Raw genomic sequence first — 16,051 nt, forward strand, 5'->3', positions numbered from 1 at the left:
TTCAAATAGAGGACTTTACTTTAAGAAAGATTTCTAAACTAAGGGTTTAGTTTATGTATTTGCTTGATAAATTAATTGAAAATGGAAATAAAAAACGCGGCCTAGGCCGCGTTTTGAAAATTTTACTTAATTATAAGTATTAGATGATGCTTCTAAAACTGTTTTCTCTTCTGTGCTCACTACAGGAGTAGAAGGTTTTCCTTTAGTAGAATTGAGCGGAGAACTAAAATTCGGAACATCGGACATTATAGTGTCGGCATCTCTTCTATCAGTAGGAGATGACATTCTACTTAGTGGATTAGTTTTGATTTCAGTAGTTTTGATTTTTTTTGTATCAGAACCGATCTCAAGAACATCTTCTTCTGAATCTGACTCTGACTCTGAGTTCTCATTAATAACTTGGTATTCATCTTCGTTAGCACTTCTAGGAGCTTTGCTTTTAATGTTTTTGCAGCAATCAGCAACCCAAGAAAAGAAATTACCCGCAGCAGCGCCTACATAAGTAGCAGCAGAAACCGCAGCACCCGCTAATAGAGAAGCCAAACCGATTTGCGCAAGGGCGTTAGCACCAGCGATACCTGCAATAGAAAAACCGTAGATTGAGAATGAAGCAACTGCAGTTAAAGCAGCAGGCCATAAGAATAAAGTCAATGCAACAGCACCAGCAGCAGCTAAAGTAAGCCAAGCAGCAGTAGTAATTGCTTTTTTGTGTTCAGACAAGAAGTCAGAAATTGAACGGCCAACAAATTTAATCCCATCTGTTACTAAACCTAATAAACCACGATGTGCTATACCCTTATTATCTGTATATCCCAATACCGATTTAACCACGCCAGTAAAAGCATTAGCGGGTAAATAAGCAACGGTCTTCATAAACTGTTTAAATGTCATTATCTTACTCCAAGGTTATAAATCAGGGCGAATAATAGCAACGATTTTGCTATATGTGAATCAAAAATGCTCAATTTGTTGTAACAAAAGTGTAAAATAAATTGCTTTTTTTGGGTTAATAGTTTAATTAATGAGCACATTGGTAGTTAATAAAACCTTAAGGCTAATTTTTATTCGGCGGGGTATTTATCTCAAACGAAATTAATACCCTAATTGCAACTTATATATAGGATTAGAATAATATTTTTATGTAGGATCAGAATAATATCCAGTAGGATCAGTAATTCCAGCCCCAAGAAAACCGCGTTGTCTAAAGGTACAACTATCGCATTGTCCACAGGCTTGGCCCGCATCATTGGCTTTGTAGCAGGAAACAGTTAAGCTGTAATCTACTCCTAGACTTACTCCAAGCTGAATGGTTTGTACCTTGCTTAAATGTTGTAATGGGGCATGAATCGTAAAACGATCACCCATTACCCCAGCTTTGGTTGCTAAATTGGCTAAATTTTGAAATGCCGCGATAAATTCTGGACGGCAATCTGGATAGTGTGAATAGTCAACAGAACTTGCACCAATAAATATGTCTCTAGCATCTATTGATTCTGCAAAACCTAAGGCCATAGCTAGAAAAATGGTATTGCGTGCAGGAACATAGGTTACTGGAATATCAGTGCCGCCCTGGAAAGCAGGTACTTCCAAAGAACCATCAGTCAATGCTGAATTTCTGAATAATTCCGTATCTAAGGTAACGATCTGATGTTTTGCTACCTCGTAGTGTTGTGCAATACGCTTTGCTGCACGCAATTCAGCAGAATGTCTTTGCCCGTAAGAAAAACTAATCGCATAACAAGAAAAGCCTTTGGAAGCAGCCAAAGCTAGACAAGTCGTTGAATCTAACCCACCCGATAATAGAACTACTGCTTTTTTTTTCATAATAGTAAGTCCCCGTAAATTACTTATTTTATATATCCTTTCAACAAGTCTAAGCACCACACGCATCTATGTTATGCGGATAACTACAGCAGGGTAGAAGAGCCTAGTTTCCTGGATTGATTGAAAAGTTACCTTTTTTTAGGTAAAAAATACTGTTAGAATGCGGCGATTATGCCATAACATGGAACTTTATGACGACTATTCTTTATCCCGTTATCCTTGCAGGAGGTTCTGGAACTCGTTTATGGCCTTTATCTCGAAAAAATTATCCAAAACAATTTCTGGCTTTAAATGGTGAGTTATCCCTCCTGCAACAAACTGTAAAACGAGCGCAGAGCTTGGTAATGACGCCTTCTCTTATAGTAAGCAATGATGCTCATTATTTTCTTTGTCAGGATCAATTAAATCATTTTAATCAGTCAATGACTTATTTGCTGGAACCTTGTGCTCGTAATACCGCCCCAGCCATCGCATGTGCAGCTCATTATTTATCTCAGCAAGCAGGGCCCGATGCGGTGATGTTAGTACTTCCTTCAGATCATTGGATTGCTGATGATAAAGAATGGCAAGAAGCGATGTTAATAGGAGCACAATATGCTGCCGAACACCACGCTCTAGTTACTTTTGGGATTCAGCCCGATAGTCCTAAAACTGGATATGGTTACATAGAAGCAGGCGAGCCGCTTACTGAAAAGGTGCAACAGGTTTTAAGTTTCAGGGAAAAACCGGAACTTGATCGCGCCAAAGAATTTATTGCCGATGGAAACTATTTTTGGAATAGCGGCATGTTTGTTTGTCGTGCGGATGTGTATCTTCAAGAGTTAGCAGAATATCAACCTGATATTTATTATTTTAGTCAGCAGGCTGTATTAAAAGCCAAGAATCATCATGATTTTTTACGTCTTGATTTAGAATCGTTCTCTCGTTGCGAAGCGGAATCCATTGATTATGCGATTATGGAAAAAACGAATAAAGCAGTAGTAATCCCTGTGTCTATGCAATGGAGTGATTTAGGATGTTGGTCTGCAGTAGCCGATGCTAATACAGCCGATCAAGATGGGAACACCGTCACTGGAAAAGTTATTGCTCAACAAAGTACGAATTGCTTGATTCATAGTACCGACCTTTTAGTTACCGCAATTGGTGTCCAAGATCAAATTATTGTGGCTACCCAAGATGCTGTTTTAGTGGCTGATAAGCAATATTCCCAACAGGTTAAAGATCTAGTAAATTCTTTAAGTAAAGATCACCATCAATTAACTCAAGATCACCAACGAGTTTCGCGTCCCTGGGGATATTATGAAATTTTAGCTGAAGGTGCATCATTTAAAGTAAAACGATTGATGGTCAAGCCTGGAGCTCGGTTGTCTTTACAAATGCATCAGCATCGTGCAGAACATTGGGTTGTTGTGTCCGGCAAAGCAGAAGTAATAAACGACTCGCAAATGATTTATTTATCTGTGAATCAATCGACTTATATTGCCCAAAATACACTTCATCGTTTAAGTAATCCTGGTATTGAACCACTCTATGTTATTGAGGTCCAAAGTGGGGATTATTTGGGAGAAGATGATATTAAACGTTTTGATGACATTTACGCGCGCGAAATTACCTCATAAATTCTAATAATTCATCTAGTGATTGCCTGGGTAAAGCGAAGCGAACCCGGGTTCCCAATACCACCTTATCTCTGTACACGGCACTCAATATTGGCCCAAAAATTAATTTTTTACAAAAATCACCTTTTTTAGTGTAAATTTGGTATCAATATTGTAAATCAATGTATGCTCATCTTGTTTTTAAAATCAATATTATGTTATAAAAAAGAACATATAAATTTTTTCGCTGTGCTCTGAATGAATGGCCAGAATTCATGAGTATAGAGGTGATACTATGGCAACGAGTAGCGCAATTCTGCAGTCATTTCTTAGAGATGCATTAAAAGACAAAAAGAAACTTGCTGATTTGAGCTACGGGGACTTGCTTGACTACAACAGATCTGAATGTGGCCTCATTCAAATTGATTATTTCCCCGGAAAATTTTCTGACATCGAAGAGTTGTCAGACAGTACTCATGCAATCATTTTGCATGGTAATAGACTCTATTACGGGGATAAAAAAAGTAACAGTATTTACCCGCTGGCTCGCTTAAAGAAACCTGTTAAGCCGATAATCCCTTCAACACTCGCGCTTTTAAAAAAAAATTCTCCTGAATATACAGAATATATTAAATCATCTGAATACTTACAGTATCTCCAAAAGTTGGAGGAATATAATAATAAATTAATTATATATAACGAAGAAAGGGTTCAATACAATAAGCTAAAGAAGGCGTGCACTCCAAGCTATAAACGGGCTAGAGGAGAGGAGCTGGAATGTATTAAAAAATTCACAGGCCGTGCCTTTACAGAATACCGCAGCAATGCTTTTCTTTCTTCATTAAATTTCTATTTAGAGTTATTGAACAAAACAGACAGCGTGATGTTCAAATACATGAATGATCTTCAAAAAGAAGAGCGTGTATATGAGTTGCAAATGACTCTTTTGCTCTTGTTAGCCCAACAAAAACATGAAATAGAATATAAAAAATTCGAAAATATAAGAGAATACAATACCCAAATTAAAAAGTGCTCCGATTTTCTCAGATTATTAGATCCTGTATATCAGGCTAGGATAAAGGAGTTTGAAATACAGCAAGCAGGCTCTGATGCAAAACCTGTAAAATATATGGGTATTTCGGTAGGCCAATTATTAGCGGAAGATATTGTCGATTTGTCGATTGGTACTACGAAGTCGATTAAAAAACACATGGGCAAATTGAATGAGAAGAGATTGTATTGGGTATGGGGTTCAACTTTTTTAAAAACCGTAATTGGATTAGTACCCGAAGGTCGTTACTACGCCGAACAAGCGGCTGAAGCCATCAAAACTCCTGATTTTTATACCGGTAATCTGAGTTGGACTTTATACTATGCTCGTTTTTTTCTGGAATTGGGTATATTACTCAAACACACAATAAAAGGCCCATGGATGGATGAGGTGGAAGCGAACACTCCTTGGCAGGATCGTTTTCTAACCCAATGGTCACAAAGGAAGTTTGATTTATTGAATGATTCGGTATGGGGTACTGCAAATCTGCTTTGCTTCTTCTGGCTTACAGGAAAGGGTTCATTAGGGATGGCAGGAGATGCCGTTACTCTTGCGCTGCTGGTTTTCGACATAATTATGACAGTATGGGCTTTTGAAGAAGAACGAATTAAACATAACAAAGCCATGATCCAATACCAAGACGATATAGAGCGCTTAGAACAACAACTTCAAACATTTCGCGCCATGGAGAAGGAAAGACAACTTACTAATGAACAACAAAAAGAAAGCCGTCAAATAGAAATACAACTGCGTACCTTAAAAAATGAAAAATCAAAGTGTGAAAGAGATTGGCAACTTCAAAAAATATCTTTAATCAATAATATTGCCTATGCAGTAGGTTTAATGCTCGCTTTTTTGATCTTAACTATGCCCTTCATGCCTATAGCAGCTCCGGTTTTAGCTTCTATGGCCATTGCTGGCGCAGTATTGTGCTTTGTATTTACCGTCATCAATAATGCTACCAAGGGTGGTATTGAACTGTATAAAACCCATTTGACCATTCAAGAGCAAATGAAACAGGCCTCCGATTTAACGGAACAATTGAAAAAACAGTATGATGACCTTGATAAGAAGGGAAAACAATTTATTTTCCTGGAAATAAAGCAATGCCTGGCAGAGACTGAATATCAGAAAAGGGTCAGAGTTTATCAATCGGCAAGTCTAGTACGCAGCATTATAATTGAAGCGTTCATTCCTGCGGTTGTATTTGCAAGTTTAATGTTCGTACCTTTGGGTATAGGTGTACCCGTGCTTCTTATTGCAGTGGCGCTTGGCATTGCTTCCCATTATGCAGTAGAAACACTATTTAAACCTAAGGAGAAAGAGGCGTTAGAGTTTAATTCTACTGAATATGAGGAATTTTGTGAGGATATATTCAAAGTTGATTTTAAATTAGACAAGAGTCCTGCTTTCTTTAAAAAAGGTTCTGAAAACAATTCAATAGAACTATGTAATATGGCGTGTTTCTCCAATGATTAGCTGCAGCCTAATTCTGCTTTACATTGTCTAAAACTTATTTTTAATGATATTTGGTCTTTGAAATAAACACTATAAATAAAATTTTTTCATTTATATTCAACGGGGTTATATAAAATAAAAGACTGGTTTTCGTTATCTTCTAATGTATAATGTTTTGAAAGAAGCTTGGCCGGAGTGTCTTAATGAAAAAGCTCACAACCCTGTTGTTGCTTGTTTTTTCTTTCAACGTTGTTGCTTCTGTAGAGTTCGGTGATTCTTGCGATACGCATGCAGGGATGTCCGATTCTTATGTTTTAGCGCTTAGCTCACAGCCTGGTTTTTGTCAAACCTATGGATATGAAGCAGGTAAGCCCGAATGCATGCATCTATCTAAAGACTCTTATCAAGCAAAGCATCTTACCCTACATGGTTTATGGCCCAATCAGAATGCCTGCGGCCAAAGTTATGGATATTGTGGTGTAGAGCAAAAATCTAGACATTGTGCTTATCCTCCGCTAAATCTCTCACCTCAAGTTTCTGAACATTTAAAAAAAATGATGCCCAGTTACAATTATGGGAGTTGTTTGGAACGCCATGAATGGAATAAGCATGGAAGTTGCCAAATTTTATCTGCGGATGAGTATTTTTCGCTGGCGATGCGTTTGACGGAGTCGGTTGATAATTCGATTTTGGGACAATACCTAACGCAACATCAAGGACAAAAGGTATCCTTGGCGATGCTGCGAGAAATGGTAACCCAAACATTTGGTACAAATAATTCTGGAAAAGTTTATTTAGGTTGTAGGAATGGTATATTGGTTGATATTTATATTCAGTTGCCGGCATTAATTCCATTTGATGAACCGTTAGAATCATTAATCGATAGCGCTCCTGATTCACAAGTTAATGATACTTGTCCTGCTAAGGTAATGCTTTCAGATTTTAATAAAGGTTCCTGGTTTTAAAATAACCTGGGTAAAGCCCAGGTTTCGTATGAACTAAATTCCCGGGCCTCATCGCTTTATCCAGCCTTACTTATGAAGAATTTATGCATTATATCCTGACCTTGCACATTGTTAGAACTTCCTCTAATGTAGAGGAATTATTGATATGGGAATGAAGTCTATGCTAAAGCGGTCTTACTTATTGATTCCGATTGTATTTTTATTAACTGCTTGTGTGCATCATGCGCCAAAAAATGAGCCTCTCTCACCACCCCCTCAAGTACTTAAAATAAAACAAGTTAGACGAGTATCTGCTTTCAATCAAGTTAACGTCCAAGGACCAATTCATGTTAGGCTGCATACTGGTTATAAAGAGCCTGAGGTTATTTTATCGGGTGATCCTCGCGATTTGGCGGCAGTAAAAGTAGAGGTTTCACAAAACACCTTATATTTAGCGATAGCGGGGAAAGGAGATTTACATGGGTCAATCTATGCTGAGATACGAGGCCGATTTCTTAACCGCTTGATGGCTAATGGCACACCCATAATCACTGGGGATCAGATACGTACGAGTTTATTGGATGTTTACTTGGTGAATACCGGAACTGTAAGATTAGGTGGAGCTATCGGATTAAGAGTTTTGGATATACAAGGTAAAGGCCTTAATCAAATTGGCGGAATATCCAGTCCGGGTTTACGACTCCATTTAGAAGGAAGCCCGAAGGTACAACTTTCCGGGGTAGTTAACCTGGCTAATTTAGTCATGCAAGGAAATGCATGGTTGAGTTTATTTTGGGTTAAAACGGATACTTTGACGGTTCGTGCGAAGCAGAAATCTACAATCCAACTAGCTGGCGCCGTAAATAGGCTCGACGTTGAACTTTGGGGAAATGCACGATTTAAAGGTCGTTACTTACGGGCACAACGCAGTTTTGTCAAAACCCACGATCGTTCGGTTGCAGAAATTTCAGTGGCAAAACATCAGAGCAATTTAGCTACGGATGCCAGTGATATTTATTATTTTAATCTACCTACCACCCGCGCAGACTTTATGGCGTTCGATGGCTCGGTATTAGATATGCGCGAGTGGAATCAATTCGAATTGAAAGATTTCAATCGCTACAATAAGCAATTTCCTTAAAATTTATGGTGAAATTCCCCTTCACCCCAACCCTTTCCCGTAATGGGAAAGGGGGGGATTTATCGCTATCTCAACCGTATTGGAAAAGTGAGAGCAGCCCTTATCTCTGGCAGGGAGCGCATAACGAAGGTAGAGATCGACTCTAACTCTCTCCCATCAACAAAAGAGACGATTTTTCATTAAGATTGGGTGAGGTGCGTTGATTAATACACTGCACAATTTGATCCAAATCATTATCTAATGGCAAGACATGAGCTGAATTTGCTAACCAGTGGATTGTTGTGTTGGGGACATGAGAAAACATTTGTTCTACCTCTTTTGAGGCCACAACAATATCATGAACACCAAAAAAGAGATCAATTGGGCAATTGGGGGTAATCCATTGATATTCGCGAATCATTGTAAACAGTTCAATAAGTACAGGAATGGGTATCCTTCGATAGGATATTTCGGCATGTTTGTTGGTTTCCATATTACCCGCTACGCCCCTTAGCTCACAGAATCCAAGTTTTTTTAGTACAAGAAGAAGCTGTAGATTACGATAAATATTCATTTGTAATTTTAAAGCAGGAGCTAAAAGAAACATGTGATTGAATGTAAAAGTTGCACTCAACTCGCATGCCAATATTCCCCCAAGGGATAATCCCAGGGCATCCACATGTTGATATTCTTTAAATAACTGTTCACACTCTTTCGTTGCACATTCAATCCAATCTGAAACCTTGGTGTGGGCAAAGGCAGCGATACTTTCGGCATGACCCGGTAATGCTGGACAAACTATGGCATCGTAATGATTTAATTGAGGAATTAAGTAGCGATAAACTGCGGGTGTAGAAGTAAACCCATGTAAAAGTAGCAGTGCGCGATCAGTTTTTGTGCCTCGTCGTCTAATGGGCTTAAGGAGATTATAATCTTCTTTGTTTAAATCAAACAGTTGTTTACCGCGACGCATATAGCGAAAATCATTAAGATTCATAGTAAAATATCATTCCATAAAGGTTGCAATAATTTTGCAAAATTATTGTAAATTATGATTAAATCCAATTCATCAAAGAACGACTCTTGATAAGATAAGTGTATCTGAAATTATTCGATCTGCGCTATCTATTTAAAGGTAATGTTTCTTATGATGTGCTATCTTTAACATAGAGGTGGATTATTACAGAGGTTAAGATTTATGAGTACTGAAAAAACTGAAAAAGAAAAGCCCAAATTACAAGAAACTCAGACGACTAGCTCTCCGCCTCCACAACCTAATGTAATCACACCTGACATTAATGACGGGCCTAAACCAAAATCGGATAAGGACGAAGATAAGAAGCCTTCGCAAGACGAGGGTAAGCCCTTCCCAGAAGCTAAAAAGAAGTCTACTGAGAGTAAGGAAAAAAATCCTTATCTTGAATTGAACGAGCAACTCAGTGAGATGGTTTCTGAGATTAATGGAGATATAAACGGTGCCCTGAAAAAGGCAGGGGAAATGGCCTTAGATAAATTTTCAAAGACCGAGTTAGGCCAAGCTTTAGGTGGATTAAAAGACGCCCTTAACGCTAAGGCCGGAGATATAAAAGATCAATTATTGGATCAAGCGGATCAAAAATTGGATGATCTCAAAAACACCCAAGCAGGGCAAGCAGCTCTTCAGTTTAAAGAAATGGTAAGTTCTATTCAAGACGCGGTTAATTCGGGACTTGTGAATGCGATAAAAGGTGCCACAGCCCAGTTAACTGGGGGTGATGGGAAAGAACTGGATGAAATGGCAGAACCAGAAGAGGATGAGGATGAGCAAATGGATTTAAGTAGCCCGGAAAATAGTACTTCTTCGAATTTAATGTCGGAATTTAATGAAGCATTTGAAGGTATGGATTTTGATGCACTTGTTGAGCAATCACCTAGTCCTTCTCCTAGCGAGAAGGAAGATAAAACATTTGAACAGAATGGACCATCAGGCCCCTGACTTGCATCTATAAAATACCCGGGTTTTGCTTAACCCGGGTTGTATTCAAATTAAATTTAGCCCAAAAGCTTATGTGGTAAACTTTCAATGCGTCCGGCTTGAGTAACGACTACATAATTTAATTTACGTTGCAGTTCGCTAATTGTGTCTGCGCCAGCATAGGTCAGACCGGATCTTAAACCGCCAACTATATCAGCAATAATCGCATCTGGATTTTCTTTATAGGGTACTTCAGTTGCTACTCCCTCAGCCGTTTTCCATTCATGCATTTGTCCTAAGAAGTTCTCTTGCGCTTCTTTAGATGCCATGCCACGGTAACGTTTTACTTTGGTGCCATCTTGCTTTTGAATCACATCACCAGGAGTTGGTGATGTACCTGCTAACATACCACCAATCATCACAAAGTCAGCACCAAAGGCTAAGGCTTTGACGATGTCACCAGTGGTTCTAATTCCGCCATCCGCTACAATAGAGCGATCTGAGCGCGAACAATCTTGAATGCAGGTTAACATGGGTACACCAAAGCCAGTTTTAATACGAGTACTGCATACTGAACCACCGCCAATACCCGCCTTAATGATATCAGCCCCACATGAAGCAAGATAATCAGCTCCTGCATAGGTCGCAACATTTCCAGCCATAATACAGCGATCCGCAAGTAAATGACGTAAACTTTTTAGAGTTTTTCCTACGTATTTGGCATGGGCATGGGCAACATCCACACAAAAATAGTTAGCTCCCGCATCACGTAATGCTTCTGCTCTTTCCAATTCAGCTGCCGTACAACCAATCGAAACAAATACATTACTTTGACATTTTTTAAATTCTTGAATGTTTTCTTCGATCGACATAAAACGGTGTAATGCGCCCATTGCACCTTTAGAACCCATGAAATTAGCCATAGAACTTTCAGTAATTGTATCCATATTAGAACTAATTACAGGGAGCTCTAAAGATAATTTGCCCAACCGATCGGTATTGGTTGTTTCCACGACTCTTCTTGATTCGTGGTGGTTGTATGAAGGAACAAGCAGAACGTCATCAAAAGTGATGGCATGGTCAGTCATGGTAAATCCTTAAAGTGCGTACTATAAATGTTCTGCTGCATAAAATGCAAGCCTTGAGCGTTCCCCGCGAGTTAAACTCATATGCGCACTGTGCTCCCAGTGTTTAAACCGGTCTACCGCAAAAGTTAAACCCGAGGTTGTTTCGCTCAAATAAGGAGTATCTATTTGCTTAATATCCCCAAGACAAATAATTTTCGATCCTGGACCGGCACGTGTAACCAGAGTTTTTATTTGTTTCGGAGTCAGGTTCTGTGCTTCATCGATAATAATATAGCGATTTAAAAAAGTACGACCCCGCATGAAATTCAAAGAGCGAATTTTAATTTTGTTTTGTAATAGATCTTGAGTTGCGCCCCGTCCAAAACTACCGCCTACTTGGGAGCTGTGTAAAACTTCTAAGTTATCCATTAAAGCGCCCATCCACGGCGTCATTTTTTCTTCTTCAGTTCCCGGTAAGAAGCCAATATCTTCTCCAACAGGGATGGTCACACGCGTCATAAGAATTTCGTTATAACGGTTTTGATCTAAAACTTGAGTTAAACCTGCAGCAATAGTAAGAAGGGTTTTCCCAGTACCTGCAGGACCTTGTAAGCTTACAAAATCAATATCTGGATCCATGAGTAAATTTAAAGAAAAGTTTTGCTCACGATTTTTAGCATGGATTCCCCATACGGAATGTTTCGTGTAATCACGAACTAACTGAATCACTGCATGGTCACTTTCAAGTTTTTTCACGATGGCTTGGAATTGATCATCCTCGGTGCTAATGCAATCGTTGGGATTCCATTGATTAATTAACGGGCCTGCTACTTTATAAAAAGTCTTGCCGCTTTCTTGCCATGAACCCATGTCTTTTGCATGAGTATCCCAGAAACTATTATCAAGAATATGTAGACCTCGGTGTAAGAGATTGACATCATCAAGTACCTGGTCACTATAATAATCTTCTGCAAGAATGCCAAGAATTCCTGCTTTGATACGCAAGTTAATATCTTTCGATACAATAATCACCTGCCTTTTTCCCGCATACTTTTTTTGTAACCCTAAAGCGGTGGCAAGAATTGTGTTATCCACTTTATGTCCTGGAAGCGTGGAAGGAACAACTTGGTCGAATTCATCCGTTTGAAAAAATAACTTTCCACTGCACTTCTTTTTATCGGAGTTGAGATAGTTTGGTATAGCTAAACCAGATACGATTTGTTCATGCGAGGCATTGCTCATGAGCTCTACCAACATACGGTTGGTTTGACGGACGTTTCGTGCGACCTCCGATGTCCCCGTTTTATGGCTGTCTAACTCCTCCAAAACTACCATGGGTAAATAGATATCATGCTCTTCAAAATGATAGATGGCTGTAGGGTCATGCATTAAAATATTGGTATCAAGTACAAACAGCTTCGGGCGGGTATTGCTATTATCCATAAATTCACCTTGTGATTAAAACGCGTAGCCTGGTTGCGGTCTTCACCAACCTACAATTATTTGAATGCTTCTTTCATTCTGCTTAGGGGAGGAGATTCAGTCAAGGATAAAATTACTGTAACGATTCATCACGGGTACTAAAAATCCATATTAGGATCATTTTGAGCGATCGTTAGGCAACTCTGGTTTCTCCTAAAGCATTAATATGATCCGTCGGTATAAATTTTATTTTAATGAGTTAAGTACTTCCGCGACATGTCCTTTCACACTTACTTTACGCCATTCTTTGATTAATTTCCCTTGCGGATCAATGATAAATGTGCTGCGCTCAATACCCCGAACTTGTTTACCGTACATGGATTTCATTTTTATCACATCAAACAATTGGCATAATTGTTCATCATGATCGCTAATCAATTCGAAAGGAAAATTTTGTTTTGCTTTAAAGTTCTCATGAGATTTCAAGCTGTCCCGGGAAACTCCAAATATTTGGGCCTTTAATTTTTGAAACTGAGGATATGCATTCCGGAAATCTTGACCTTCTGTTGTGCATCCTGGAGTTGCATCTTTAGGGTAAAAATAAAGGACTACGTGTTGTCCTCGATAATCACTTAGATGAGCATTGAGGCCACTTGTTGCTGCGAATACAAAATCGGGTACCAATTCGTCTACATTCATTAATCTCTCCCTGTTTTTTTCATTATCCGGGAGCGGTCTCTTTCCCATTCCCGATCCTTAATGGTGTCGCGCTTATCATGCTCTTTTTTACCTTTGGCCAAAGCTATTTTTATCTTTATATTATTTTTTTTCCAATACAAAGAAAGGGGCACTATAGTATATCCTTGACGTTCGACACTTCCGATGAGGTGATTAAGTTCTTTTTTATTTAATAATAACTTACGTGTACGTATTGGGTCCGGGATAGAGTGAGTAGAGGCGGTTATGAGTGGCTGAATCTGGGCGCCCAGCAAAAAGGCTTCACTGTTTTTGATAATAATGTGGGCATCTGACAAATTTATTTTCCCTGCGCGCAAACTTTTGACTTCCCAGCCTTCAAGCACTAAGCCGGCCTCATATTGATCCTCAATAAAATAGTTAAAGCCTGCTTTGCGATTCAAAACAATGGTTGAATCGGATTGTTTTTTGTTGGTCATATTTATTCTTTATTGCGATCGTGTTTGTAATCCAATGGTAATTGAGGATAAACCCGATTTAATTGATCATCAACCGCGACTCGGTTATCAAATACAAAGCATTGTCCTTCCCAGAGCGATTCTTCCTTAGGCATTTGTTCAATATAGTTGAGAATACCATCATGCAAATGATACACATTTTCAAAACCTAAATCTTTTAAATAAGCGGTGGATTTTTCACAGCGTATGCCACCGGTGCAAAACATGGCAATTTTTTTATCTTTTTTATCGAGCAACTGCTCACGCACGTAGTGCGGGAAATCTCTAAAGTTTTCTGTGGTGGGATTAATGGCGTTTTTGAACGTGCCTAATTCAAACTCATAATCATTACGCGTATCGATTAAGACGACGTTAGGATCTTGAATTAATTCATTCCATTCCTGGGGGCTAAGATAAGTTCCCGCCTTTTTCAACGGATCAACGTTGTTTATACCCATGGTGACAATTTCTTTGCGAAGTTTAACCTTCGATTTTTCGAATGGATTTTCTTCATCGAATGTTTCTTTAAACTTTAAGTCGGCTAAGCGCTCATCTTGACGTATGAATTGATAAAAAAGATCCATTTGTTCACGCGTACCAGCAAAACTTCCATTGATTCCTTCAGAGGCTAATATAATAGTTCCTTTGATTTGGATTTCATGCATTTGAGCAAGCAAAGGTTGTCGCAACATTTCAAAATCTTCTAAGGAAACAAATTTATAAAATGAGGCAATGACGATTTTTTTCATTGTACTACCTGAAATATAAACAAAAATATTTGGCAAAAATTACCATTTACACAGAATTTAATCAATAGGCTTCAATTAAATGCACCCGATGTTACGTTTAAATATTAAGCAAAATTAATGAAATGCGTTGACAAAAACTAACCAGCGATCATACTGTTATATACCAAAGCTATCTGTGTTTTAATCCGTTGGCTTTTATAAGGAGATAATATGGCCTATTACATTCGGAAGTTGCGGTGGTTTCTTGTCCTTTGTTTATTCATACCTTTCATAAGTTATTCTGCTACCCCAGTAAAGTCGATGGTTGTTTTTGGCGACAGCTTGTCGGATACAGGAAATACCACGCATCTACTTAAAAGTTTGCGTCAGGAAGAAGACCCTGCTTTTTTAGTAGCTCCGTTTAAAGTTTTTGTGCTTAACAAAATGGTTGAGTTCGCCGACGAATATTATGTACCACAAATGGTTTTGGATTCCGGTATCGCTATTGTTACAGATTTTTTTGATAATCAATTAGCACCTTATATCGCTAATTTGGTCAGCAAAATTAAAATGGTGCCTGTATTACCTGGAAAACCCTATTGGAATGCACGTTTCTCTAATGGCCAGGTATGGAATGAATATTTAGCAAAAATGATATCCATTTCTCCAGAGGATGAAGAAGTGTATTTAAATCGTGCTTTTGGGGGGAGTTGGACTGCTACTTACGATTATCAATTAACAGTGTGGAATTTGATTCGTCATCCATTAGGAACAATAAAAAATCTAATCGTAGGTAAGTTGGTCCCACCTAGTCTTGGTCTGACTGTTCAAGCTTATTTGTTAGAACACCCTGCCTTAAGTGATGAAACGGTATTTTTTATTTTCTCAGGCAGTAATGATTACATCAACGTCTTATTCTTTGAAGACAATTACAACACAGAAGTAATGAGTACCTATGTTGATAATGTCCTATCAGGCGCTGGTTCTGCTGTGATGAAATTGATGCAAGCTGGTGCGCGTCGATTTGTTATTATGGGGCTGCCTCATATAGGTGATACTCCCCGTATGGTACAAACCACAGATCGAGAAGTTTTGAATAACGCTATCGATATGCACAATGAGCGACTTCGAAATCGCATGGAAGAATGGGCAAAAATTTATCCTGATGCAAACTTCCTCTATATCGACATGGGAGATTATTTGTCACGCGCTTTAAAAAATCCAGAAACTTATGGATTCACCAACACTACTGACGCGTGTATTGATGTGAAGCTTCCTATGTATGATGCATTCCGTAGTTCACCTTTTGCTAATAACTTCGTACTACGTTATGCGCAAGTACTACAATATAGAGATGCAAGCTTCGCTGCAGGAGATAAAAACTACCAAGTATGTGATACTCCTGAAAGCTATTTATTCTGGGATGAAATTCATCCAAGTACACGTGCTCATGGGTTGTTGGCCTTTGAGGTATGCAAGGCCATGAAAGACCATGGATATGATGTAACGTGTCAAAATCCTATAGAGTAAGGGAGTCGTTAAGTATTTATTCTAGTGTGGCCTGGGTGAAGGCGCAGCCATTAACCCGGGTTTTCTTTTTGTAGAATTCCCGGATGCAACTGTGTCTTCCCTGAGGCAAGAATTTTTATCTTTAATCTAAAGAGGATAAATTTTGCAGCATCATCCTCTGGA

The 16,051-nt window shown here is 38.7% G+C and carries 14 protein-coding genes; 6 read left to right on the forward strand and 8 right to left on the reverse strand.

From position 1 onward, the window contains the following. Positions 1-126: 126 nt before the first annotated feature. Together ACWTE2_RS08080 and queC are read right to left on the reverse strand one after the other, a co-directional pair. Positions 127-891: a hypothetical protein gene (locus ACWTE2_RS08080; RefSeq protein ID WP_454784928.1), complete on the reverse strand. Its 765-nt coding sequence runs from the start codon at positions 889-891 to the stop codon at positions 127-129. Between the two features lie 246 nt (positions 892-1,137). Beyond that, a complete protein-coding gene (queC, locus tag ACWTE2_RS08085; RefSeq protein ID WP_454784929.1) occupies positions 1,138-1,824 on the reverse strand; it encodes a 7-cyano-7-deazaguanine synthase QueC in 687 nt (228 codons plus the stop codon). Positions 1,825-2,015: 191 nt separating this feature from the next. Between queC and ACWTE2_RS08090 the strand changes: the two genes are divergently transcribed. The 4 genes from ACWTE2_RS08090 (at position 2,016) to ACWTE2_RS08105 (ending at position 8,016) form a co-directional block, all read left to right on the forward strand. Then, complete coding sequence (locus tag ACWTE2_RS08090; protein WP_454784930.1) at positions 2,016-3,443, forward strand: mannose-1-phosphate guanylyltransferase/mannose-6-phosphate isomerase; 1,428 nt, start codon at positions 2,016-2,018, stop codon at positions 3,441-3,443. 274 nt (positions 3,444-3,717) lie between these two features. Continuing rightward, positions 3,718-5,952 carry a hypothetical protein gene (locus tag ACWTE2_RS08095; protein WP_454784931.1) on the forward strand — a complete coding sequence of 745 codons (2,235 nt, stop codon included), beginning with the start codon at positions 3,718-3,720 and terminating at the stop codon, positions 5,950-5,952. 182 nt (positions 5,953-6,134) lie between these two features. Beyond that, positions 6,135-6,896, forward strand: a complete 762-nt coding sequence (locus ACWTE2_RS08100) for a ribonuclease T2 family protein (RefSeq protein WP_454784932.1) — start codon at positions 6,135-6,137, stop codon at positions 6,894-6,896. A gap of 160 nt (positions 6,897-7,056) precedes the next feature. Further along, positions 7,057-8,016 carry a GIN domain-containing protein gene (locus ACWTE2_RS08105; protein ID WP_454784933.1) on the forward strand — a complete coding sequence of 320 codons (960 nt, stop codon included), beginning with the start codon at positions 7,057-7,059 and terminating at the stop codon, positions 8,014-8,016. Between the two features lie 142 nt (positions 8,017-8,158). On the opposite strand, the gene ACWTE2_RS08110 is transcribed toward ACWTE2_RS08105, so the two are convergent. Further along, the gene (locus ACWTE2_RS08110) at positions 8,159-8,992 is read right to left on the reverse strand and encodes an alpha/beta hydrolase (RefSeq protein ID WP_454784934.1); all 834 of its coding nucleotides are present in this window, start codon (positions 8,990-8,992) and stop codon (positions 8,159-8,161) included. A 201-nt stretch (positions 8,993-9,193) separates the two neighbouring features. Between ACWTE2_RS08110 and ACWTE2_RS08115 the strand changes: the two genes are divergently transcribed. Further along, positions 9,194-9,970, forward strand: a complete 777-nt coding sequence (locus tag ACWTE2_RS08115; RefSeq protein WP_454784935.1) for a hypothetical protein — start codon at positions 9,194-9,196, stop codon at positions 9,968-9,970. Positions 9,971-10,026: 56 nt separating this feature from the next. On the opposite strand, the gene ACWTE2_RS08120 is transcribed toward ACWTE2_RS08115, so the two are convergent. From ACWTE2_RS08120 to trhO, 5 genes are all read right to left on the reverse strand, one after another. Beyond that, the gene (locus ACWTE2_RS08120) at positions 10,027-11,037 is read right to left on the reverse strand and encodes a guanosine monophosphate reductase (RefSeq protein ID WP_454784936.1); all 1,011 of its coding nucleotides are present in this window, start codon (positions 11,035-11,037) and stop codon (positions 10,027-10,029) included. Positions 11,038-11,058: 21 nt separating this feature from the next. Beyond that, positions 11,059-12,459, reverse strand: a complete 1,401-nt coding sequence (locus tag ACWTE2_RS08125) for a PhoH family protein (protein WP_182392255.1) — start codon at positions 12,457-12,459, stop codon at positions 11,059-11,061. A gap of 225 nt (positions 12,460-12,684) precedes the next feature. Next, positions 12,685-13,137: a peroxiredoxin gene (locus ACWTE2_RS08130; RefSeq protein WP_454784937.1), complete on the reverse strand. Its 453-nt coding sequence runs from the start codon at positions 13,135-13,137 to the stop codon at positions 12,685-12,687. Next, positions 13,137-13,613: an SsrA-binding protein SmpB gene (smpB, locus tag ACWTE2_RS08135; protein WP_182392257.1), complete on the reverse strand. Its 477-nt coding sequence runs from the start codon at positions 13,611-13,613 to the stop codon at positions 13,137-13,139. The genes ACWTE2_RS08130 and smpB overlap by 1 nt, the downstream gene beginning before the upstream one ends. 2 nt (positions 13,614-13,615) lie before the next feature. Continuing rightward, complete coding sequence (gene trhO, locus ACWTE2_RS08140) at positions 13,616-14,380, reverse strand: oxygen-dependent tRNA uridine(34) hydroxylase TrhO (protein ID WP_182392258.1); 765 nt, start codon at positions 14,378-14,380, stop codon at positions 13,616-13,618. Positions 14,381-14,590: 210 nt separating this feature from the next. Here trhO and plaC point away from each other — a divergent pair, with 210 nt between their 5' ends. After that, positions 14,591-15,889: a lysophospholipase/glycerophospholipid:cholesterol acyltransferase PlaC gene (gene plaC / locus ACWTE2_RS08145; protein ID WP_454784938.1), complete on the forward strand. Its 1,299-nt coding sequence runs from the start codon at positions 14,591-14,593 to the stop codon at positions 15,887-15,889. Positions 15,890-16,051: the final 162 nt, after the last annotated feature.

It is taken from the genome of Legionella nigrisilvae (genome assembly GCF_977063395.2).